The sequence below is a fragment of the Armatimonadota bacterium genome, assembly GCA_016789105.1.
In the GTDB taxonomy this organism is placed as follows: domain Bacteria; phylum Armatimonadota; class Fimbriimonadia; order Fimbriimonadales; family Fimbriimonadaceae; genus UphvI-Ar2.
The window spans coordinates 33496-55359 of record JAEURN010000001.1; the positions used below are offsets into that span (position 1 = coordinate 33496).

The 21864-nt window shown below is 58.9% G+C and carries 20 protein-coding genes and 1 tRNA gene; 8 read left to right on the forward strand and 13 right to left on the reverse strand.

What is annotated here, in order from left to right; all coding sequences use genetic code 11:
• The first annotated feature begins 42 nt into the window (after positions 1–42).
• Positions 43–1086 carry a tRNA dihydrouridine synthase DusB gene (gene dusB, locus JNM28_00185; GenBank protein ID MBL8066849.1) on the forward strand — a complete coding sequence of 348 codons (1044 nt, stop codon included), beginning with the start codon at positions 43–45 and terminating at the stop codon, positions 1084–1086.
• A complete protein-coding gene (locus JNM28_00190) occupies positions 1083–1904 on the forward strand; it encodes a glycosyltransferase family 2 protein (protein ID MBL8066850.1) in 822 nt (273 codons plus the stop codon). Before dusB ends, JNM28_00190 begins: the two co-directional genes overlap by 4 nt.
• Here JNM28_00190 and JNM28_00195 read toward each other — a convergent pair.
• Together JNM28_00195 and JNM28_00200 are read right to left on the reverse strand one after the other, a co-directional pair.
• The gene (locus JNM28_00195) at positions 1896–2897 is read right to left on the reverse strand and encodes a glycosyltransferase (protein MBL8066851.1); all 1002 of its coding nucleotides are present in this window, start codon (positions 2895–2897) and stop codon (positions 1896–1898) included. The genes JNM28_00190 and JNM28_00195 overlap by 9 nt on opposite strands.
• Positions 2894–3787 (reverse strand): hypothetical protein, encoded by an 894-nt coding sequence (locus JNM28_00200; protein ID MBL8066852.1) that lies wholly within the window; start codon positions 3785–3787, stop codon positions 2894–2896. Before JNM28_00200 ends, JNM28_00195 begins: the two co-directional genes overlap by 4 nt.
• Before the next feature lie 53 nt (positions 3788–3840).
• Between JNM28_00200 and JNM28_00205 the strand changes: the two genes are divergently transcribed.
• Positions 3841–4761: a proline dehydrogenase family protein gene (locus tag JNM28_00205; GenBank protein ID MBL8066853.1), complete on the forward strand. Its 921-nt coding sequence runs from the start codon at positions 3841–3843 to the stop codon at positions 4759–4761.
• 51 nt (positions 4762–4812) lie between these two features.
• Here the strand turns inward: JNM28_00205 and JNM28_00210 are convergent, their stop codons facing one another.
• The 4 genes from JNM28_00210 to JNM28_00225 form a co-directional block, all read right to left on the reverse strand.
• Entirely contained in the window at positions 4813–6066 is a 1254-nt protein-coding gene (locus tag JNM28_00210; GenBank protein ID MBL8066854.1) for an MFS transporter, read from the reverse strand.
• A gap of 87 nt (positions 6067–6153) precedes the next feature.
• The gene (locus JNM28_00215; protein MBL8066855.1) at positions 6154–7740 is read right to left on the reverse strand and encodes a pre-peptidase C-terminal domain-containing protein; all 1587 of its coding nucleotides are present in this window, start codon (positions 7738–7740) and stop codon (positions 6154–6156) included.
• Positions 7741–7790: 50 nt separating this feature from the next.
• The gene (locus tag JNM28_00220) at positions 7791–8438 is read right to left on the reverse strand and encodes a DNA-3-methyladenine glycosylase 2 family protein (protein MBL8066856.1); all 648 of its coding nucleotides are present in this window, start codon (positions 8436–8438) and stop codon (positions 7791–7793) included.
• Positions 8435–9013, reverse strand: a complete 579-nt coding sequence (locus JNM28_00225) for an acyloxyacyl hydrolase (protein ID MBL8066857.1) — start codon at positions 9011–9013, stop codon at positions 8435–8437. Before JNM28_00225 ends, JNM28_00220 begins: the two co-directional genes overlap by 4 nt.
• 103 nt (positions 9014–9116) lie before the next feature.
• Here JNM28_00225 and der point away from each other — a divergent pair, with 103 nt between their 5' ends.
• From der to JNM28_00240, 3 genes are all read left to right on the forward strand, one after another.
• Positions 9117–10475, forward strand: coding sequence for a ribosome biogenesis GTPase Der (gene der, locus JNM28_00230; GenBank protein MBL8066858.1), 1359 nt, complete (start codon positions 9117–9119; stop codon positions 10473–10475).
• 62 nt (positions 10476–10537) lie between these two features.
• Positions 10538–10614 (forward strand) — tRNA-Pro (locus JNM28_00235).
• A 44-nt stretch (positions 10615–10658) separates the two neighbouring features.
• Positions 10659–11984 (forward strand): alpha-L-fucosidase, encoded by a 1326-nt coding sequence (locus JNM28_00240; protein ID MBL8066859.1) that lies wholly within the window; start codon positions 10659–10661, stop codon positions 11982–11984.
• A gap of 44 nt (positions 11985–12028) precedes the next feature.
• Here the strand turns inward: JNM28_00240 and JNM28_00245 are convergent, their stop codons facing one another.
• Genes JNM28_00245 through JNM28_00270 form a run of 6 tightly spaced genes read right to left on the reverse strand, consistent with a single transcriptional unit; the run spans position 12029 to position 19798 of the window.
• Positions 12029–12376, reverse strand: coding sequence for a mercury transporter MerT (locus JNM28_00245; GenBank protein MBL8066860.1), 348 nt, complete (start codon positions 12374–12376; stop codon positions 12029–12031).
• Positions 12377–12414: 38 nt separating this feature from the next.
• On the reverse strand, positions 12415–14616 hold the full coding sequence (locus JNM28_00250; GenBank protein MBL8066861.1) for a hypothetical protein: 2202 nt from the start codon (positions 14614–14616) through the stop codon (positions 12415–12417).
• Between the two features lie 29 nt (positions 14617–14645).
• On the reverse strand, positions 14646–15719 hold the full coding sequence (locus tag JNM28_00255) for an LptF/LptG family permease (protein MBL8066862.1): 1074 nt from the start codon (positions 15717–15719) through the stop codon (positions 14646–14648).
• Entirely contained in the window at positions 15716–16498 is a 783-nt protein-coding gene (locus JNM28_00260; protein ID MBL8066863.1) for a hypothetical protein, read from the reverse strand. Before JNM28_00260 ends, JNM28_00255 begins: the two co-directional genes overlap by 4 nt.
• A 25-nt stretch (positions 16499–16523) precedes the next feature.
• Positions 16524–17216 carry a glycerol-3-phosphate 1-O-acyltransferase PlsY gene (gene plsY, locus JNM28_00265; GenBank protein MBL8066864.1) on the reverse strand — a complete coding sequence of 231 codons (693 nt, stop codon included), beginning with the start codon at positions 17214–17216 and terminating at the stop codon, positions 16524–16526.
• Positions 17216–19798 carry a hypothetical protein gene (locus tag JNM28_00270; protein ID MBL8066865.1) on the reverse strand — a complete coding sequence of 861 codons (2583 nt, stop codon included), beginning with the start codon at positions 19796–19798 and terminating at the stop codon, positions 17216–17218. The genes plsY and JNM28_00270 overlap by 1 nt, the downstream gene beginning before the upstream one ends.
• 37 nt (positions 19799–19835) lie before the next feature.
• Here JNM28_00270 and JNM28_00275 point away from each other — a divergent pair, with 37 nt between their 5' ends.
• Both JNM28_00275 and JNM28_00280 read left to right on the forward strand, forming a co-directional pair.
• Positions 19836–20228, forward strand: a complete 393-nt coding sequence (locus JNM28_00275; GenBank protein ID MBL8066866.1) for a hypothetical protein — start codon at positions 19836–19838, stop codon at positions 20226–20228.
• Entirely contained in the window at positions 20225–21274 is a 1050-nt protein-coding gene (locus tag JNM28_00280; GenBank protein ID MBL8066867.1) for a mannose-1-phosphate guanylyltransferase, read from the forward strand. The genes JNM28_00275 and JNM28_00280 overlap by 4 nt, the downstream gene beginning before the upstream one ends.
• On the opposite strand, the gene JNM28_00285 is transcribed toward JNM28_00280, so the two are convergent.
• Positions 21266–21781, reverse strand: coding sequence for an HAD-IIIA family hydrolase (locus tag JNM28_00285; GenBank protein ID MBL8066868.1), 516 nt, complete (start codon positions 21779–21781; stop codon positions 21266–21268). The two genes, JNM28_00280 and JNM28_00285, sit on opposite strands and share 9 nt — an antisense overlap.
• Positions 21782–21864: the final 83 nt, after the last annotated feature.

A 21864-nucleotide genomic window follows, 5' to 3' on the forward strand; every position in this document is an offset into this window, starting at 1 on the left:
CCCGGCCCGCAACGGCCCCAATGCCACAATATCTCCAGCCACATGCCTCATGCCATCTCCCAACCCGCGTTCAAGATCCGGGATGTCGAGGTTGCCAACCCCCTTGTGCTTGCCCCGATGGAGGACGTCAGCAACCTGGCTTTCCGGATGATCTGCAAGCGCATCGCCGACCCCGGGTTGATGTTCACGGAATTCGTGAGCGCCATGGCGATCCACCACAACGCGGTCAAGACCTTCAAGAAATTGAAGGTTCATGCGGCAGAACGGCCTTTGGGAATCCAAATTTTTGGCGGTGACCCGGGAATCATGGCTGAGACCGCAAAGGTTGCCGAAGGGTTCGGGTGCGACCTCGTCGACATTAACATGGGGTGTTGGGTGCCCAAAGTCTGCCGAACGGGTGCCGGCGCGGCCCTGCTCAAGGATCCTGTCCTGGCTCAAAACATTGTCAAGGCGGTTGTCGATTCTGTCAAGGTGCCCGTGACGGTCAAAGTCCGCGCCGGCTGGGATTATTCGTTGTTCGCCGCGCCCGACCTTGCCCGTCGGTTCCAAGATGCCGGAGCGCAAATGTTGACCCTCCATGCCCGGTTCGCAAAACAAGGCTTTGAAGGCCAGGCCGATTGGTCGCTCATCAAAGAACTCCGCAAAGTCCTCACCATTCCTCTGATCGGCAATGGCGACGTCAAAACGCCCGGCGATGCCATCCGGATGATGGAGGAAACCGGGTGCGACGGGGTCATGGTCGGGCGGGCTGCCATCAGCAACCCTTGGGCGCTCGCCCGCATCCAAGCCGCCCTGACCGGCAAGCCGGAACCCCCAGAACCGACTTTGGAGGACCGAATTGCCACCGCACTGGAACACGCGCGCCTGATGATCGCCCACGAAGCCGAAGCACCCGACTTCGCCACTGCACTCCAACAAGAGAACTATGCCGAACAAGAATTGAGGGGCCTCCGCGCCCTTCGCGGCCAGCTTCCTCTTTACATCAAAGGGGTTCCTGGTGCTGCCGAAATCCGGGCCAGCCTCAGCCGGGTCAGCACCTACAAAGAACTCGAATCGATGTTACAAGCGTTCAAAATGGAGCAATGAGCCGGCTGCCTGTTTCGGTTGTGGTCAATACATACCAAGCCGAGCGCTACCTCGACCTCGTCCTGCAAGCCGTTGCCGACTTTGTGGCAGAAATCGTGGTCTGCGACATGCATTCCACAGACCGCACTGTGGAAATCGCCAAGCAATACGGGGCAAAGTTAGTTTTTCACGACCAGTTGGGCTATGCCGACCCGGCCCGCCAATTCGCCGTCGCCCAGTCTTCTCAGCCTTGGGTTTTCATCTTGGATGCCGATGAAGTCGTGCCAAAAACCCTCTGGCCCGACATCTCCAAGCTCGTCGATTCAGGGCAATATGATGTCATTGCCTTCCATTGGCTCAACGTCATGTTCGGCCAACCTATGACTGGCGCGGGCTTTGGGCCGGAACGCGATGTCCACCCCCGGCTGTTTAAGCGCGAAAAGGTCACCCTCCTCCCAGTCGTCCATGCCTACCTCCAGCCGGATCCAGGAGCAACGGCTTTCACGGTTCCCTACACTCCCGAAACATGCATCTGGCATTTCACTTATCTGGATGCGTCAGATTTTATTGCCAGGGCGAATAAATACACCTCGCTGGAAGCAGAACGGGAGAGCCTGAAGCTGAATCCCGTCAAGGCCATGCGCAAACTGGTTCGGGATTTTGCCAAACGCATGGTCAAACAAGGAGGTTCAAAACTCGGGTGGCAGGGGTTTTCCATTGCCCTGCTCATGCTCGCAAACGACGCCATGAAGTTTGCCAAAATCCTGGAAAGGCAAAACGGGGCAACCCGGCAAACCGTCGAAGCGCAGCACCGCAATCAGGCGGAAAAGCTACTTTAGCGCGTCGCCATAAGCGTCCAAGGTTTTCGCCAAAAAGGCGTCTTGCGAATACCGCTCTCGGAACCATTGCGCCCGCTCGTCCGAATCCCCCATATCCAGGGCCTTTAGGGTCATCGAACGGATCTCATGCAGGTTCCGTGGGTCGGCCAACAAGGCGTGATTCCCGTAAACCTCATGCGCATTCCAACCGGTGCTCAACACCATCGGCTTGCCCAAGGATCCCGCTTCCACCCCAGCGATCAAGAAATCTTCCAGCAACGAGGGCATCGCAAATGCCGAACACCCTTTTACCAGCGAGGCCAGCAAACCCCCGTCGTGGGGGACTTTGCCCAAAAATCGGAACTCGCCCCCCTTGCTTTCTTGGACGCACCGGTCAAAGTAAGGCCGGTCAGAATCGCCTCCGGCAAAAACCACCGCCACTCCCGACCCCTTGAGCGCTTGCACGATCCGCAGTTGGTTCTTCCGCTCCAAAAAATTGCCCACGCACAACACATACCGACCCTCAATTCCAAAGTGACTGCGGGCAAAATCGGGATCCGCAGCAAAGAAGGTGGGGTCGATGGCCCCGCTCGGCACAACCGTGCATTTGCCTGGCTCGGCGTCAAAAAACACCGAGAGCCTCCCCGCCACTTCAGGGCTCGGGATAAGGATTCGGGCGGCCCCCCGCAAAAGCTTTGCGCATTTCTTCGGGTACCTGCCCTCCAAGCGCCTCCGCAACCGCAGGGTTTTCAACTGCGTTGGCGAACCGGGCTCATACCAGATTGAACTGACGACATAAGGCACGCCACGCTCCAAGCAGAGGGAAGCCAAGCTCCAAAACGAATCGCTAAGCCCAAAAAAGTGGACGGCGTCCCCCCACTCCCGGACTTCTGGAGAAAGGACGGTCGCCTCGTGCCCGGAGGCCCGGAGCAGGTCGCGGGTCGTCTCCAATTGGATTTCTGCTCCCCCTCGGATCAACCCCCCTTCAGGCCTGCCCGCCAACAAGATCTTCATTCCCAACCCACGATCTCCTTCACGGCATCCAAAACGGCTTCCACCGGGACATCTCCTTCCAACAAGACGTGGCCGGTTCCCGGCGGGAAGTATTCGGCGGGGGATTCCACCATGAAAACCGCAGCCACCCGGGTGCCCACAGCCCCCGCCAGGTGCATCAAGCCGGTGTCGTTTGTGACAAGGAGATCCATTTGGGCAAGGGTTCTGGCAGTGGTGCGGAAGTCCGATGGGGTTCCCGCATAATCCACTGCCCCAAGCGAGTCCAATGCTCCGGATTCTCCCGGTCCGCCGAAGTTGAAAATTTGGCAGCCTCGGCGTTGGCAACATTCTGCCACTTGCAAAAACTTGGCGGTCGGCCACTGTTTGTCGGCCCGCGAGGCTCCGGTCATGAACCCCACTCGCGGCGGGCCCCCACGCGCGGGCGGGCGGGCGACTCCCAAATCCCAAACCGGCACCGGGCAGGGGATTCCAATGTGTTCGAACAGTTGGCGGCACACTTCCAAGACTTGGTGTTGGCCCAAAACCGGTTCCACCCCAAAGGTGAACCAGTCGTCGTGCTTTCCTCCCCGCAATCCCGCAAGCTGCCGTACCCGGCCGGCCTTGGCGATCCGGACCATTTTGTTCTGGACGTAAGGGAAAACCCCGAGGTCGTAACGGCCTCGGAGCCACAGTTCCTTCAGGGCAGAATCCCGGTTGGCGACCCTGACCCCCTCCACCGGGAAAGCCGTCAATACCCCCAACCCCAACCCACCGGAAAGTGCCGTGATCTCACGGCCCGGCAACCCGTCGCTCAGCCACCGCAGCGTCGCCAAGTGGTTAACGCAATCACCCAAGGTCGGCGGCAAAAAAATCGCCACCTTGCGCACCACGTCCAAGTCCACCCGACCCACGGGGAGCAGGATACATCCCCGCCCAAGTAAAATCCGCGCCGATCCCAACGGCGATGATCTTTCGAACCCTGATCTTGAAATCGGCAACCCTGGCCCCAGTGGAAAAATTTGTGAGGGGTTCCAGGCTCTTCCGGCCGATTGTCAATCGGTTCATTGCCGGTGAAACCGCCGATTCCGGGATCCAAGTGGCCGAATCCCTGGCCCGCGAGGGGTTCTTTGTCACCCTCGACCTCCTGGGCGAAAATGTCCACTCCGAAGAAGCCGCAAACCAGGCGGCCGACAACTATATCGACCTCCTGCACCGCATTGCCGCCAGCTCCGAGTGCAGCCGAATCAACATCTCCATCAAACTAACCGCCCTGGGCTTGGATCAGTCCGGTGAGCTCGCCGAAGCGAATTACCGCAGGTTGCTCGAAGCGGCGGAACCCGCCGGGATTTTCATCCGCGCTGATATGGAGGGCTCGCTCTACACCCAAAGAACAATCGAACTGGTCCGCAAAGTCCGCTCCGAATTCCCCAATACCGGCACGGTTTTGCAGAGCTATCTCTACCGCACAGACCAGGATCTGGAAACGTTGATCGGCGACGGATGCCGGGTGCGCATCGTCAAAGGGGCCTACCTAGAATCGCCGGAAATCGCTTACCCGGCCAAAGCCGATGTCGACCGGCAATACGTCGAACAGGCCAAAAAACTCCTAGTCCGGGGGCGGTACCCAGCGATTGCCAGCCACGACGCCGGCATCATCGATTCCCTCCGGCAATTTGTGGCCCGGCGGAAGATCGCCAAGTCTTCGTTTGAATGGCAAATGCTCTTCGGGATCCGGCGGGACCTGCAGGCTGCGTTGCGTGACGAGGGCTATAACGTCCGGGTCTACTTGCCGTTCGGGGAAGCCTGGTACCCCTATTTCACCCGGCGTCTGGCCGAGCGCCCGGCCAACCTGCTGTTTATTGCAAGGTCGCTGTTCCAAAAGTAGCCGGTTCAATCGGGGCCAGAGGCCACCCCCACCCAATTGCCACAAATGACCCTATCGCGCGCCTTTGATCGCCCGGATCGAGGGGAGCGAAAGCAAAAACAGCACGCAAGCGATTCCCACCATCGCCTGGTAACCCAAACCCATCGAGACCTTGTTGAGCTCAGTGATCAGCGGGCCCATCAAAAGACCGACAAAAATCTGCACCGAGGTCTCGGAACTCTGCCACGCCCCCATTTGCGTCGCTGCCCGTTCTGGGTTCGGGAGGACATCGCTGCCAATCGCCCAGTCGGTGGCTTGGAAAATGCCGTTTCCGACCCCATAGAGTGCCACGGCTGCCCAAATCCACTGGTAATCGCGCAGGAAGGCGACCGGCGCCAGGAACACGGCAAGAGCAACGATCGACCACACCATCAACGGCTTGCGACCGATTTTGTCGGCATAGTGGGCCGCCACAACTGAACCGAGGATGCCCGTGAAACTGATCGTCAGGGCCAACACGTTCGCCGCGCTCTTTTCGTCGCCGAGATCCTTTCCAAACAAGTGGTAGGTCGGCACCAAGTCGCGCAAAAAGTAAAGGGCGTAGGCCGTAACGCAGCCGTTTGCAAAAAACACGATGAACCGGTTGATCCACACCGCGCGGAAATCAAAGCTTTTGAACGGCTCGATGTAGTCGTGGACGAAAGAACTCTCCCGGGGCTCGCGGTCCGCCTCCGGCAGGTCGCGCACGGTCCATGCCGTCCACAAGCCACCGGCCACATTGATGGCGGCAATCACATAGAAAATGAGGTCGATCCGCCCGGGAAAGATTTTCGACAAAGCGATCGCCGCAACCGCCGAAACGATTTGGCCGGCAAGTTTGAACCCGCCCATCACCGAGCTCGCGTACCCCCGGCTGTTCTCCGGCACCGAATCGGCGACCATCCCCGCATAGGGGCCGGTGCCGATGTCGTCGCTCAACTGCAGCAGAAAGTAGGCGGCGCCAATTGCCACCAATGAGTTAGCCCCATAAGCGGCAAGGACGGCCACCGAAGTCAAGCCCGCACCGATTGCGATCCAAGGCCACCGTTTGCGGAAAGGCCCCGAAGCCCGTTCGTAGATCCTGCCGAAAATGGCCGGGCCAAACAAGGCCCAAACTGCCCCCGTCCCCAGGATCATGCCCCAGGCGGCGTTCTTTTCCCCCCCAGGGACGATGTCCTTAACCTTGTCCGGGATCAGGATGAAGAGAAGGATAAACCACTTGTAACTCGTGGAAAACCAATACGCCGACATTCCCGCGTTGAACCAGAACGTGCGGCGGTAACCCATGCACTGGCTAATTTACTCGCTCGCAGCCGATTCAAACCCAGGGGTGGCCAGATATTGATCCGACCACCCCACATTGACAAGTTCCGACTAGTCGTGATCGGTGTTCGCGAGTTGCAAAATCAAGAACAAGTCATTCTTGTCGAACCGGCCGTTTTCATCGACATCCAATGTGTGACGGTAAGGTTCGGTTTGGAACAGTCCCGGCTTGCGCTGATAGATTGAGACGGCTCGCTCATAGTCGTCCATGTGGACATGCCCATCTTCGTTCACATCCCCCCGGATGTAAATGTAAATCGAGCCAGGTGCCCACGAATGGGTCTGGGCGCCGCCGTCGGAGCCGACACCCAAAATGTGCCAAAGACCGTTGGCAAAGTCGGCCGTGTTGATGTTAGCCGAACCTTGCGCGTTTGGCATGTCTTGGTATCCCGGAATCGGCTCGGCCAGCCCCGCGTTGCCAAATTCGCGGCTACGCAAAATCGAAACCGTTTTCGGGTCAAGATCCGGGTCGTTGCCGTTCCATACCACCGGGAAAGTCTCCAAAGACTTCTCGACGAAGTGGGTTCCGGCCACCGGCTCGTTCATCACCAAGACGGGAGGATGGTTTTCCGAAGGATTGATGGTCAACCGGTAGCGCGGGTTGTTGCCCGTTCCGGAAGGGTAGACCCGGATGTAGTAGGTGCCCGCCGCCAGTCCGCTCAGCTGGATGTTCTCCCAGTTGTAACTGCCCGTGGAGCTCCGGACGACGGTACCGTTCGAATTGTACAGCTGCATGTTCAGGTCGTTTTGCCTCAAATAGGGCGATTCCATTTGAATGTAACTCCCAACCGCCCCGGCATGGAGCCGCACTTTGTACCAATCGTTTGAGTCCTCCATCGAAAGGTTGTCGATTTGCACCGGGTTCAAGACCAACCCCAAATTGGGGGAATTGGGCGTCCCTTCCGTCCGGGCGTCCACAATCGCCATGGAGTCATTGTCTTCAAACGCGTCGGGAACCGCTGTCGGGATGGGGCCGATCGCCACTTGGACGCGGACAGTATTGTTGGTTTCGTCGGACTCAAGGACGAAGTTGTCCGGGTCCACCGTCCCTTCCAGCCAATAAATGCCATCGGGAACCCCGGTTAAATCAATGACCTGGCCAAAAAGGCTCGCCCCATAAATGTCGGACCAACCCGGACGCAAGCCTTGGAGTTGGCCACAGGAGGTGTAGCCAGGCGGGTCATTGTGGCCCGGAAGGCTGGAATCGGCGTGCCTCAACTCCAAAATGCAAAAAGAAGTCTTCGCCCCGGTGGCGACAATATTGCCCACCCCGTTGCCCACCGTGACCTGCCGGAGTTTGAACTGGGTCCAATTGTCAAAGTGGATATGGCCGTGTTGCGGGTGGTAGGTGAATGTCCCAGCGAGCCGATCCCAAAACGTCCCATCCGTCCGGTAGACCCGTTGGCGCACCACTTGGCTGTTGCCGATGATTTCCCCACCCCGGATCTCATACCGTCCTGCCCCCCAGTTCACCGATGCCGTCGAAAACCGCAACCCCCGTGTCCCCGCCGGGAACTCAGAGTTGGACGTCGAAACATAGGCGTCGGCTAGGTCGCCGGGCATCAGGCTGATGTCGGGCAACATGTCGGCAGCCGGTAGCGCACCGGCTAGTAAAGATGCGAGCAGGACAGGTGTCATGCCACTACAATATCAGAACCGGCCAGTCCGATTGCAAAAAGGCTGCACCGTTAGTCAGACGACCGCGGGCCGCGGTTAACCATCGGGTCTTCCAAAGACCGCCACAGGTAGTAACTGGCCAAGGTCCGCCAAGGGCGCCAACGCTCGGCAAATTCCAACATCTCCTTGGGCTTGACCTTCTCGACTTTCATCATCGGTTGAATGGCCTTTTGCAGCCCCAAGTCGCCCGTCGAAAAAACATCCGGGCGGCACAAATAGAACATGGAGAACATCTCGACCGTCCACTCCCCGATCCCTTTGATCGGCAACAACGCCTCTCGAATATCGGCTTCTGAAAGGGAATGGAGCCCATCTGGTTCCAAACCCAGTTCTTGAAACCGGGCCGCGATGTTCAAGATGTAAGTTCCCTTCTGCCGGCTCAAGCCCACAGAGCGGAGCATGTCGGCGTCGAACCTCAAAACGTCTTCGGGGGCCATGTCCTCATCTTTGCCCACCAATTCGGCAAACCGCCGGAAGATCGTCTCGGCCGCCTTGCCACTCAGTTGCTGGAACGTCACGATGCGGGCCAGGGCGCGGAACGGGTTTTCAACCAATTCAAATTTTGGCCGTTCGTGCAGGGGAACCACGGGGCCGAGCAGCTCGCACTGCTCAAAAAAGACGAGGCCCTCATCCAACACGGCCGGGTCGGCGAGGGTCAAAATCTCACCCCCAGCGAATACTGGATGGCGTTGAACCCCTGGTTGTCGTTGTTGGATGCCCCGTTGGACATATGGTGCCATCGGATCGCAAAGATCATTTCTTGGTGGCCGACCGCAAACATCGTTCCGACCCCGAAGTAGGGGGTGGAGTTGATCTGGTTCGGCAAATCCTGCGTCGTTCTCTGGTTGTAGGCCAATCCCCAGCCTAGGTCGAAAAACATGTTGACCCCCGGGATCCACTCATTCCAATAACGGGCCCCGACCTGGACACCAAACGTGTCCATCGTGTTGGCAGGGTGGCCGTCAAAAGCCGATGTGCGGGTTGGCATGTAATAAACCGAATAGACGGCCTGGGCGGGGTTGGACTTGTACCGGAACCGCGATTCCGGCTTAACATAGCTCAATTTCCAAATCGATCCGGTTCGGGCATCCTCGCTCCCAATCCACGGTTTTCCTTCGTTGAATCCCGACTCGAAGCTCCAGTAGGATTCCTTGATCCGCCACGCCTGCGCATCGTCATCGGCCACTGCGCACCCAACCAGGGCAAGGCCGGCTGCAACGGCGAAAAATCTCATCCTTGATTCCACTAAGGCAAGATGTTACCGAACCGTTCCCGGCGAGCCTCGGCCACATCTGCCACAATCTGCCCCATCCCACCCCCTTTCAGAGTGGTTATCCATGGCCCTGCGTCTCCCTACCCTCGTCATCGTCGGCCGGCCCAACGTCGGCAAGAGCACGATGTTCAACCGCCTCATCGGCTACCGGTTGGCGGTTGTGGAAGACACGCCGGGCGTCACCCGCGACCGGATCTATGCCGAATCGCAATGGAAGGGCTGGAAGTACCGTGTGGTCGATACCGGCGGAATCTTGTTTGGCGACGAGGATCCCCTCGTCGACCAGATCCGGACCCAGGCGGAAGTCGCCATGGCCGAGGCCGATGTCGTGCTGTTCGTCACCGATTCGGTCGATGGCGTCCACCCGGCCGATTGGGCTCTGGCCGAATACCTTCGGGGGTTCAAACGCCCGGTCTACCTGGTCGTCAACAAAGCCGACAACCAAGAACGGGTGGATGCCAGCCCCGAGTTCTATAGCCTCGGCGTCGGCGAGGATGTCTTCCCCGTATCGGCCCTGCAAGACAAAGGGTTCGACAAACTGCTCTCCCATGTGTTCGAAGGGCTCGCCAAACATGTGGATCCCAACGAAGAGCCCGTCGACGAACTGCGGCTGGCCATCATCGGCCGCCCCAATGTCGGCAAATCCAGCATGCTCAACGCGTTCAGCGGCGAACAGCGCGCCATCGTCAGCGACATCCCTGGCACGACTCGCGACGCCATCGACTCAGTTGTTGAATATAAGGGCAGAACCATCCGCCTCATCGACACCGCTGGGATCCGCCGGCGCGGCAAGGTGCAAGGGAGCATCGAGTTCTACATGGTCTTGCGCGCCCAAAGGGCCCTGGAACGCGCCGAATGCGCCCTCGTCGTCATTGATGGCCAAGAAGGCCTGACCGACGGCGACAAGCGCGTGGCCAAGATGTCGCTGGAAATGGGCAAACCGCTCGTCATCGCCGTCAACAAGTGGGATCTCATCGAACCGCCGACCGGCCAGCTCGGCAAAACCACCGAGGCAAAAAAGGAGTTCACCCGGCAAATCCGGGCCGAAATCCCTGAGATGGACTATGCCGTCATCCGGTTCACAAGCGCCCAAGAGGCCAGCGGCATGGACGGCGTGATGAAGGCCGTCTTCACCGCCGTCGACAATTGGAAGTTCCGGGCCCCAACCGGCCCCCTCAACCGGCTGATCCAAGATGCGCAGTTCGATAAGCCCCTCACCCGCAAAGGCCAGCCGTTCAAAATCAAGTTCGCCACCCAAGCCGAATCAATGCCACCCACGTTCGTACTCTTCTGCAACAACCCCGATCTGTTCCACTTCAGCTATCAAAGATATATCGAAAACCAGCTCCGCAAGAAGTTCCCCCTGCCCGGCACCCCCATCCGCATCGTCTCCCGCAAATCGGGCGAAGACCGGGAAGATTAGCGGACTCCCGCGCCGCCTGGGCTAGGCAACTACCCCCGGCTCGGATATACTTCCCCCGGTCGCGGGGCGTGGCTCAGCTTGGTAGAGCACCTGCTTTGGGAGCAGGGGGTCGCAGGTTCGAATCCTGTCGCCCCGACCATTTTCCACTGTCATTCTGATATCCTCTCCAGCACAGGATCGCCTGTGCAACTCTCCCGACGCCAACTCCTCCAATCCGCTTTGGCCGCCCATCCCGTGGCCCGTATGCTCATGTCAATTTCCCCCAACCAAGACCGCACCCTGCCCCGGATTGCCAAGTTCGAAAAACTCGCCTTCGGCATTTTTGTCCACTTCGGGCTCTATAGCTTGCTCCAAAAGGGGGAATGGGCAATGCACTTGCACAACATCCCCCGCGATGAATACATGAAGCTGATGGACAAGTGGGAAATGCCGGATTTCAGCGGCCGCAAGCTGGCCCAACTGGCCAAAAGCGCTGGCGCAAAATACATCACCCTCACCAGCCGCCACCACGATGGGTTCAGCCTCTATGATTCGCACGGCCTGGATCCTTGGGATGTGACCAAAACCCCCGCCGGTCGGGATATCGTCCGCGAATTCGTCGACGGGTGCCGGGCCGAGGGCATCGTGCCCTGCCTCTACCACACCACCCTGGATTGGTCAGACCCTCGGTTTGAGAACGACTGGAAAGGCTATCAGCAGTACCTGCGCGACTCGGTCGAAATCATCTGCTCAAACTATGGCCCACTCGGTACTGTGTGGTTCGATGGGAATTGGTCACGGCCCGATGCCGATTGGGAACTCGACGCCCTCTATTCAATGGTTCGAAAACACCAACCTGAAGCCCTAATCATTAACAACACCGGGATCGGCGAAGAAGGCAAACTCGTTCACCCGGAGATCGATGCGGTGACGTTCGAAAGGGGGCACGCCGAACGCCCCAAGATCGCCGAAGGCGAAAAGGTGTACACCGGCGAGATGTGCATGACCTCCAACTACCATTGGGGGTCGGCCGGACGCGATTACAACATGATCAGCCCAGCGACGGTGATCGAATACCTCTGCCGTACCCGCCACGCCGGGGCCAACTTCCTCATGAACCTTGGCCCAACCAAAACCGGGGCGTTGCCCGAATACGAAACGGCGCTGTTCCACCTAGTGGGCGAATGGGTCAGGCTGTTTGGCGGCGATGACAACCCCATCTACCTGAGGAACCTGGACCCCATCGAAGGCGAAGGGGGCGACTTTGGCGTGCGGAATGGAGACGACGCCTATCTGTTCGTCTTCGACCTCACCGCCACCGCCGACCCCCGCGCCAGCGGGACAACGGCCCGGGGAACCGTCCCGCGCACATTCAAAAACCCTGGCGGTCCGTACAATCGCGCTGTATGGATGGACTCCGGGCAGGAACTAAAAATCGATCAGGACGGTGGCTCGCTCACCCTCCACCCCACCGGCTACCCCTATGGGACGAACACGGTTGTGCGGGTTGCCAAACTTGTCCGGGCGTGAAACCCTTCACGTCTGGCAACACAGAATCCACGGTGGAGTTTGGTCTAGTGGACGTGCCCAGCTTCGTTAACAAACCCCACGATGGTGATTCCAACCACAAGGGCGGCCACAAACCACATGGCCCCGATCGCGGCCTTACGCTTGGCATGCGCTTCAGAAGTGCAAGTCCCGCAATCGTGGAAGGCATGTGGTTTTTTGTAAGCACCCCAAAAACCCACTCCCAAACTCATGGCGCTCATCGCCAAAAACAAACCGCGATACGGTTCAAGGTGTTCGGCCCATCCTGCCCCACCGCTCAGCCCGCCAAAGGCAAACAAAGCCGTCGGCCCACAGCACGGGACATGGGCAAGCAATGCAAGCAACGCCGACCCAACCCCTGCTTTTGCAATCATAATGCAATTATATTGCATCCAAGCCTGAAAACATAGGCCTAAAAACCAAATCCGCCCGATCCGCCGCCAAAACGCTGACCCCGACGACCAAATCCAAAGTCGCTGCCAAACGGCAGGGCCTTGATCCGGATGAAGAACGCGATCTGTCGCCCGCTCCGGAACCCGCTCCGGAAGTCCGTCAACTCCAGAACCGCTTCAACACAGTGGAGGTCGTATCGGAAAGAGTATTGCTGGGCCTCCATCTGCTTGGTGTAGCCGTTGTAAAAAAGGATCGCGTCCGTCGTCAGCTGGCCAAATCGAAACCCTTCGACTTGGAGGCTGGCCGCCCCCCAAACCGCGCGGCTCCCGTCATAGCGAACGCTCGCCGCCACCCCGGTTCCCCAAAGGTTGAACTTGGAATCCGCACGGAAAATCCCCCAGTTTCGGTTAAAGGTGTCGTAATTGGCCGCAAGCTGGAAACTGCTCTCTTTGCCCCGGTACTGAGTGCCCAACGAGACGATTTGCCAAGGGGTCTGTTGCCGCTCAATCGCCAAAACGTCGTAACCGGTTGAGAGCGTGGAACGCCACCCTTTGCCATGGTTGACGTCTGCCCCAAACTGGAAGGCGTCGTTTTGGCCGGCCAAATCAATGGCGAGGGGCGTAAACCCGAACTGCTTCTGATTGCGGTAACTGAGCCGAACCGACGAATTCCCCCCAAAGCTCCAGCGGAGGGTGCCCCCATAGCCCAGCTGGTATTGGGCGGTGTCGTCACTGTAAACCCCTTGGCTGTAAAGCCCGTTCGTATCCAGGGTCAATTGCGATCCAAGCTTGTCGCTCCGGTTCAGATCGCTGAGAAAAGTCATCCTGGTGATCCTGTCCCCTCCCAGGTTGCTTAGTTCGCCGATGCTGGTTTCGAATCGGAAGGGCCACGAGGCGCCGATACCCCCGCCAAACAACCGCCGGGAATCCGACCTGAGAGTCAAGAGAGGCGTTCGGTCGCTGGCTGCGCTAAAACTCTGCGATTGGCCGACCGGCACTGACCGCTGGTAAAGCAGGTCGGCACTCAGGGACCGCAATTCTTGTTGGGCGTTGAACCTCAGGTCGACCCGTTCGCTCTCGCTCAGCACCAAGCCGGAATTGCTGCTGCTCGAATCTGACCAGGTGGCGCTGAAGTTCGTCCGGGTTCCCGGGCCGAATGTCCGCGTGTCACCGGCAGAAAAACTTTGCGACACGCTACCAAAGGCACCCGTGTTGCTGGAGTTGCGCGTGTAACCCAGCGTCGTGTTCCCGGTCCGGCTTGGCACCGTCAGCTGCGCCCGGCCGTTGAAAATTGTCGTGTCGGGCGCCGTCAAATAGTTGTTGCTTTGCTGGCGGGCGTCGATGTCCAAGCGGGAAGCCCCAAACCGTTGCGCATGCTTCCAGTTCGCCACAACGGTGTCGGTTTGCCCAGTGAGTGTGTAGGCGCCGATTGAACCAAGCAAGTTTCGGGAGTCATAGTTGTACTCTCCTCCGAGCCCCAGACCAAGCTTCGTCATGTAGTCGGCTCGGGTTTCCCAAGTGTCCTCACCATGGAGCGGCGTGATGAAGCGGGACTTGACGTAATACCCTTCGTCCGGCGATTGCCCAAACTCCGGCAAGTAGCGGGGGCGGTCGTCCACCAATGGGATGTACAGGTAAGGCAACCCGATCACCCTTTTGCCAAAAACCTCCAGTCCAAAATGCCGCAGAACCAGCTTTTTCCCTTGCTCAATCTCAACATCCCGCGCATCGAACGAGAAATGAGGGTGGTCAAGATCGCAGGGCGTAATCGTCCCATCCACCGTGTGGAAGTGCGGCTGGCGCATTTGCACCTTGCCGCCTGTGACATAAAATGGGCCTGTCGTCTGCCCCTGGATCCGGGCGGGCGTCACCACCGCTTTGGCCCCCAACAGCTCATACACTTTCGCCTTGAAATCGACCCGGACATCCTGGCCTTCGACGCGATCTCCTTCGCCAGTCAACAACCCATTCCCGTGTAACTCAAAAACCTGGGTGTCGAGATTGCCTTTGATTTGGTCAGCCTTTAGCGTGTAACCTTCATATTCGATCTCAACATTTCCTTCCAAAAGGACGTCTTGACCCGAACGGCTCGCCTTGTCGGCCGAGACGATTTTGAGCGGTTTGCTTTTTGACGCCGAGGCGGGGGGCAAAACACCTTGTTGCGGCTGCTCTTGCACCGTCAGGGGCAGGCTGGGGCCGTCAGCCCATGCAGTGAAAAACATAAATAACAACAAGATAAACCAGCAAATCTTCAACTCAGTCTCCAGCTTGCCAAAGCCGTGACGGCGCAAATCAACACAAACGGGAGCCAAGCCGCGCCAACCGGTGGAAGCCAACCGATCCGCCCGACGATTTCAGAAGACATCACCTGGACATTAAAATAAAGCCACACGATTACCAAGCTGATCAAAAATCCTTGGAACGCGCTCCCTCGGCGGAACCGGATGGCCAAGATCCCCCCCATCACCGCGAATCCCAGGCAGGTTGCCGCCCCGGCAAAACGGGAATAAAACTCCACCTCCGTGCTCCGAACGATGCGGTTGACCTTTTTCATCGCCTGGATGTCGGACCACAACTGCGCATTGGAACGCTCGTTTTGGGTTGCATCACGGAAGAAGTCACTCAAAGAGATCCGCTGGTTGATCGTCATCGATTTCACCCGATTCACCATGATCAGGCTCTCTCCTTCGATGATCCGGACAACCGGGTTTTCAAACGTCCATACCCCCTTGGAATACCGGCCAGAGGGAGCCGAATAAAAATAGACCTGGCCCGGCTTGGGCCGTTCGTAAAGGAGGATGTCCTTCAATTCAAGGTCGTCGTCGCCCACTTGCCTCACGGAGCCGATGTTGGCTGAATAAGGAGGCAGGTTGATGGACTGGTTTTGTTCGATCCGGCTGATCCGGGCCCTTATCCCAAATTCCATCACCAGACGCTGGTATTCCCGCCCCGCCCAAGGGGTGACTTTGTCAGAGTTGTAGAGGCTGAGCCCGGAATAAGCCGCCCCGACCACGGCAACCGGCAACAAAATCCGGCTGATGGAGATCCCCGCCGCCCGCATGGCCGTGATCTCCCCCTCCCGAGCCAGCCGGGAAATCGCCAATGAGCTGCCAAACGTCACGCCCATCGGAAAGATCAACTGGTACCACTTTGGGGCCGAAAGTAGGGCAAATTTGAGGATCGCTTCCCGGGGGATTGAACTCACGTCAATCTCTTTGAAAAGCCAGATCAACTCATTTGTAACAAACAAAAAGCCGATGACGAGTGTCCCCGCGATCAAGGGGACAAGCATCTCCTTGAGGATGTAGAAGTCGAGCCGCTTCACCCGCGGACCCCGCGCCAAGCAAGCATCCCGAACCCACCCAATGCGACCACCAAAGCGACGATCCCGGCAACAAGGCGGATCTCGGGCGTGACCTGCGAACTCCCCAAGAATGGCGCCGCCGCTACAGCGATGGCCAGCAACCCCCAAACCGAGAACAGCAGCGCCCAGGACGAGAACCCCACCCAGCGCCGGCGGGCCATTTCGAGCAGGAATTCGGCACCGCACTTGCGGCAGAAAAACTGCGCCGGCGAATTCCCGGTTCCACAGGCCAAGCAGGCGGTTTCCCGACGCAAAGGGATCTTGCCCAAATTCCGCTGCCACCCATCCAGGGTGCGGGTTTCCGATGGGAACAGGTCTTTGGGGCGTTCCCGGAGCGCACTTTCCAACAGGGTAATCGCCGGGTGTTGCATCCCCATCCCGTAAAGGACTTCGCTCAGGCGGATCATGCCGTAAACGTCGTCCCGGTTGGCCCGCAGCCGGCCATAGATGTCCTCGATCTGTTCAATGTCGATTTTGAACAGCATGTATTTGCGGTACGACTCATTTACCAGTGGGAAAAGGGCGACCGTGAGGACGGCAACCGTGAACGGGATCCAAGCGATGCTGCGGTCTGGGGCAAAACTGGTTGAAATCCCAAGCCCGGCCGCCGCACCCAAGGCAATGATTCCGGTTCCGGTGTCCATATCCGCCATGACCATCCAGCTGATGACGGCATAAATCCAAATGCCGACCGGAACCCAAACCAAAAACGCCAGGATGAGCGGTGGGCTGATCTCCATTGCAACAGGCGCACCCGGGACGGTGCTACTTCCCAGACGTATTATCGCCCCCATCCAGGTCGGATGGGGAGTCTCCGCCGGGAACCGGGTCGACTTTTTCCTGGCTGCCAAACGCAAATTGCTTCTCTTCGCCTTTCAAAAGCCGCTCGATGTTGGGCCGGTGCTTCCAAACAATCACCGCCGCCAACAAGGCGTAGACCGACCAAAAAAGCGGCGGGGGTGTGAAATAAAACCCGGCGGCAAGCAGGGTGGCTACCGCCACCAGGCTGGCCAGACTCACAATCCGGGTCAAGGCAAAGGCAACACCGAACCCAATGAGCACAGAGATCCCAACCGGCCACGCCGAACCCAAAAGCATTCCCAGACCCGTTGCAATCCCCTTGCCACCCCGGAACTTCAAGAACGGGCTGTACATGTGGCCAAGCATGGCCAGACCCCCGCAAATCAATCCAAAATCTTCGCTCCGGAATCCAAAGCCGAAAATCGGTCGGTCCACAATCATGCGGAAAACGAGCGCCGGGATAAGCCCCTTCAAAATGTCCATGGCCAGGCAAAACGCACCGGCTTTTTTCCCCAGCACCCGGCCGATGTTCGTGGCCCCGATGTTCCCACTGCCGACTTGGGTCACATCAATTCCCTGAGCCCTTCCCACAAGGTAGCCGACCGGGATCGACCCGGCAAAGAAGCTCACAACCGCCAAGACCCACCCGTTGACCATCACCCTGCCATCCTCGCCATGCCCTCTTCAAAAACCGTACGGATCCGCTCCACTGTGCGTTGATGCCTTTCGATCACCTTGTTCGGGTCCTCTTCGCCAAATGGCCGCCCCAAGATGGCAAGTTTGTCCGGGTTTTCTGGAAAGACGTCGTCGCCGATCCCCAAAAAGCTGAGGCGGTTGCGGAGGTCGCACAGGTAGGCGTGCCCGTCGGTCAAGACTTCCTGCTCGACGACATCCAAAAACCCCGCTGCAACCAAGAACTTGGCCCTTTCCGGCGTCGTCAACGGGATCGGCCCCGATAGGTTCAACATGTCGGATCGGGCCAGCATGCCCAACTGCAACAGCCAATTGATGTCATCAATTCCGCCTGACCCCAATTTGATGTGCCGCCAGTGGAGTCCGGGTTTGACCCGTTCCCGTTCGATCCGGTCTTTCATATGGAGCAAAGCCGCGATCTCGTCCTCGTTCAACGGGTCTCCATAGGCCACTTCGTTCACCGCTTCGATCACTGCCCCTTGCCCAAAAACCACGCGCGACCTCCCCAGCGCAAATCTTTCCCAGGGCTCCATGAAAGTCGCGGCATACCGGCGGAGCCCTTCCGGTGTGACGGCGAGCCGTCCATTGCGGCCTTCGGGCCGCAACCGGAAGTCGAGTTCGAACGGGGCACCCGCCGACTTGAGGCGTCCCAACTCCACCAAAGACGACTGCACGCCCCGCTCGGCCGCTTCTCGGCCCTCCTCGGTCGTCAAGACGATCACATCCGCATCTGAGTTCGGGGAAACTTCGCCGGCGGCGTAGCTCCCAAGGGCGATGACCGAGCACGCCGGGCCCCAATGGAGGGCCAAGACTTCGACCGCTGCGTCGAGGTGCGCCGTGAATTCGGGGCCGAACGGCGTCTCGGGTGTCAATACGGCCCGGACACACGACCGCAGCCATCCACTTTTCAGGGCTCGGGCCATTTCATCGCGGGAATAGTGAGCCCGTAAGGAAGTGAACCGCTCCCGGGGATCGACCGGTTCCTCCACTTCCCCACTCACCGTCTGGTCCAGAATTCCCGCCGCGAGGGCGAATTGGGGGATGAGGGCCGGTGCCTCGGTGGCAATAGCCTGCAACCGATCCCGGCTCGTGGCATTTTCGGCGACGGCCGAACGGTAGCGGTCTTCCAGCCAATCCAGACCGTCGGCAGGATCGCTGTTCCCGTCTATCCCGCTAAACACCGCCTCAAAATCCCTCCGTGTTTCGGTCCTCCGGGCGCTGAGTTCGGTTTCAAGTGGAATCGCGGATCCGTAGCCAAGGGAAAACGCCACCACTCGCCGGGCCAATTCGTCGTCGGGCAATGAGTAGACCTGCTGGTTGGAAACCATCTGGATCCGGTGCTCCACGGTGCGCAAAAAAATGTAGTTTTGGGATAGCCGCTCTGCCATCGCCGGGTCGATGACGCCCAAGGCACCCGCCTCTTTGAGCATGGCCACCGTCGGACGTCCCCGCAGTCCCGGGTGCTCGTCGCCATTCAAAATCTGCGCCGCTTGGACGGTCAATTCGACATCGCGAATCCCGCCCGGACCGCGTTTAAGGTCGCCGGGGCCGACGGACGACTCGGCCCGGCGCCGCATGGAAAGCAGGTTTCCCAAAAACATCTCGGTGCGGTGGCCGGCGAAGACGGTTCTTTGCCTCAAAGAATCCCACCATTCCGTCAAGCCCGGCTGCTCGGCGATCATAAAGCTCCTGACCAAAGCCGCCGTCTCCCAAGGTTCGGCGTAATTTTCGTAATACCGCTCGATTGCCGGCATGGGGTTGGCGAGCGGGCCCTGGGAACCGAATGGCCGGAGTCGGAGGTCGACACGGTAGAGGTCGCCCCGGCCCATCCGGTCGGCCAACGCGGAGCGGAACAGTTCGCAAAACTTGCGCGCATCGGGCTCCGCGATCCCTTCTCCCATGACAAAAACCAAGTCAATATCGCTCGAATAGTTCAACTCCAATCCCCCGAGCTTGCCCAAAACACCAACCCCGATTGGGCAAACCTCCGGATGGTCTCCCCGTTTGCGGAACTGGTTCCACGAAACCGAGAGGGCCAATTGGATCAAACCGGTTGCAAGTTCACTGATGCCCCGCCAAATCTCAGGCTGAGGGATCAGATTCCCCATATCCTGGGCCGCCAATAACAAGGTTCGCTCTTGTTTGATATACCGGAGCCGGTCGAGTTGGTGCGAATAACCGCTGGTGTGGCAAAGCATCCGACGTCCTTCGGCAATGACATCTTCTCGGCCCCGGATCGACGAAAGCGCCCCGGGGTCCAGCAACAAACCCGCCAACTCTGGGTTTTGGGTCAAAACGTCGGTCGCGTGCGAGCTCAGACAAACCAAACCCACCACTCCCGCCGCCAATTCCGGGATGGCGATGAACTGGTCGGCGAACGCCCCAGGGCCGGTCATGGCAGACACGACCCTCTCGAACCGGGCAAGGCCGTCATCGGCATTGGGCCAAACACCGAAAAGCCGCCACAGGTCGTCCCGGATCGGCCGGTTCATCTTGGTGCAGATGCGGTCGGCCAAAGCACGGGCTCGGGTTTCGTCGGCAAACATCCCTTTCGTCTACAGGCGCTAAGGATACACTTCTGGCGTGCGCCGCGCTGCCCAACTCACCATCTTGCTGATCGCGGGTTTTTCCTTGGCCGCCTGCATGGCGGAACCGGGCATCGAAGGGACATGGGTTTCGGAAGATGGCAGGCCGGTGGTGTTGACCTTTGGCGGCGGCAAGGCTAAGATCGAAATCAGCGCGTTTGGGCAGGATGTGGCCCTTCAAGGCGACTACACCCGCGATCAAAACCGGCTCGCCATCAAACACCTCTCCCTTCCCCCGGATTTGGAAAAACTCCGCGGAATGGCTGGCAAATCGGCTCAGGAACGCCTCCCCGACCAAATCGATGCCACGATTTCGTTCAAAACCGAATCTGAAATCGTCCTGAGCGGACACAAACTGATCGACGGAGTTTACAAACGGAAAGAACAATGAACAAACGGGTTGCCGTCGTGATGGCCGGGGGTTCCGGAGAACGCTTTTGGCCGGTGAGCACCAAAGAGCGGCCCAAGCAATTCCTCAAGCTGGCCGACCCCGACAAAACGTTGCTCGCCCAATCGGTCGAACGGGCGGCGGCACTTTCCTCTCCCGCCCGAACCTACATCGCCACGGCCCGGCACCTTGCCGAAATGAGCGGAACGGCCTGCCCGCAAGTCCCCAAGCCGAACATTCTGGCCGAGCCCGCAAAACGCAACACGGCCGGCGCGCTGGTCTGGGTGGCGGCAAACCTGATCGCCCAATACCCGGATGACTGGGCCTTTCTCACCGTCGCCGTCTTGACCGCCGACCAAAGGATCCACACCCAAACCCAGTTTGAAGAAACCGCCAACCGCGCCATGGATGCCGCGGAATCCCAAGGCGCCATCGTCACAATCGGCATCCGGCCCGACCGGCCCGAAACCGGCTTTGGATACATCGATTGCGGGGAGCCGGTCGGCGAAGTCTTCAAAGTCAATAAGTTCACGGAAAAACCTGACCGGGCAACCGCCGAAGAGTTCCTTTCCGCCGGCAACTTCTTGTGGAACAGCGGCATGTTTTTCTACACGCTCCCGACTTTCATGTCGGAGATGGAGCGTCACCAACCGGATTTGGCGGCCGGTACCCGGAAAATCGCCGGTGAAATCGCCAGGGGTGACGGGGCGGCGGCTGATGCCTCCTTCGAGGGCCTTGCCAGCATCTCGATCGATTACGCCCTCATGGAAAAAAGCGACAAAGTCTTGGTGGCCGAGGCGACATTCGAGTGGGATGATTTGGGGGCGTGGGACGCCATTGCCCGCTCTTTCTCGCCCGACCCCGACGGCAACGTGGCTGTCGGCCCCTCCAAGGTCATCGAGTCGCATGACAACGTGGTTTACAACGAATTCGGCCGACAGGTGGTCAACTTATTGGGCGTCCAAGGATTAGCCGTCGTGGTCACCGATGGGCAAATCTTGGTGATGCCGACCGAAAAAGCGCAGGAAGTCAAGAAGTTCTTACAATAATTTTTGCACAAATCCAAAAAGGTCTCCCCCGGTGAATTGTGCTCCCCGAATGCCGGCGTTGCGCGCCGCCTCCATGTCTGATTCCTTGTCCCCAACCAAGACGGCATGGTCCGGCGGGCAACCGAACCAAGTCAAGGCTTTCTGGACCATTAGCGGCCCGGGTTTCCGGCCCGGGCATTCGGCTTCTGGGGCATGCGGGCAATAGGCCACATACCGAATCGGGGCCTGGTGGCAAACCCATTCCATCAACTCCAGGAACTCGGATTCGCGGTAATACCCCCGGCCAATTCCGGATTGGTTGGTGATGATGCCGACTCCGATCCCCATGGAATCCAGGTTGGAAATCGCTTCCAGGGCCCCGGCGACCCACTCGAACCGATCCCTGGATGAAACATAGCCGTGGTCAATGTTCAAGACCCCATCACGGTCGAAGAAGATGACCCTGTCCCACTTGCCCCTCGGTTCCACTCCGGTGCGGTCGCACCTCTCAACAACCAATTCAGGCATTCCGGAGTCATTTTGACCCTTGGTTAAGCTGCCAAACCTCGAAAAGGCTCAGTTTTCCAACCCAAAAAACCGAAAATTGAACC

Coding starts and splice junctions, on each gene's coding strand:
- dusB (MBL8066849.1), top strand. CDS start 43: ATGCCTCATGCCATCTCCCAACCCGCGTTCAAGATCCGGGATGTCGAG.
- JNM28_00270 (MBL8066865.1), bottom strand. CDS start 19,798: ATGTTTGCCGACGAAACCCGAGCCCGTGCTTTGGCCGACCGCATCTGC.
- JNM28_00225 (MBL8066857.1), bottom strand. CDS start 9,013: ATGAGATTTTTCGCCGTTGCAGCCGGCCTTGCCCTGGTTGGGTGCGCA.
- JNM28_00210 (MBL8066854.1), bottom strand. CDS start 6,066: ATGGGTTACCGCCGCACGTTCTGGTTCAACGCGGGAATGTCGGCGTAT.
- JNM28_00250 (MBL8066861.1), bottom strand. CDS start 14,616: ATGTTTTTCACTGCATGGGCTGACGGCCCCAGCCTGCCCCTGACGGTG.
- der (MBL8066858.1), top strand. CDS start 9,117: ATGGCCCTGCGTCTCCCTACCCTCGTCATCGTCGGCCGGCCCAACGTC.
- JNM28_00195 (MBL8066851.1), bottom strand. CDS start 2,897: ATGAAGATCTTGTTGGCGGGCAGGCCTGAAGGGGGGTTGATCCGAGGG.
- JNM28_00215 (MBL8066855.1), bottom strand. CDS start 7,740: ATGACACCTGTCCTGCTCGCATCTTTACTAGCCGGTGCGCTACCGGCT.
- JNM28_00260 (MBL8066863.1), bottom strand. CDS start 16,498: ATGGAGATCAGCCCACCGCTCATCCTGGCGTTTTTGGTTTGGGTTCCG.
- JNM28_00190 (MBL8066850.1), top strand. CDS start 1,083: ATGAGCCGGCTGCCTGTTTCGGTTGTGGTCAATACATACCAAGCCGAG.
- JNM28_00285 (MBL8066868.1), bottom strand. CDS start 21,781: ATGCCTGAATTGGTTGTTGAGAGGTGCGACCGCACCGGAGTGGAACCG.
- JNM28_00280 (MBL8066867.1), top strand. CDS start 20,225: ATGAACAAACGGGTTGCCGTCGTGATGGCCGGGGGTTCCGGAGAACGC.
- plsY (MBL8066864.1), bottom strand. CDS start 17,216: ATGGTCAACGGGTGGGTCTTGGCGGTTGTGAGCTTCTTTGCCGGGTCG.
- JNM28_00245 (MBL8066860.1), bottom strand. CDS start 12,376: ATGATTGCAAAAGCAGGGGTTGGGTCGGCGTTGCTTGCATTGCTTGCC.
- JNM28_00205 (MBL8066853.1), top strand. CDS start 3,841: ATGATCTTTCGAACCCTGATCTTGAAATCGGCAACCCTGGCCCCAGTG.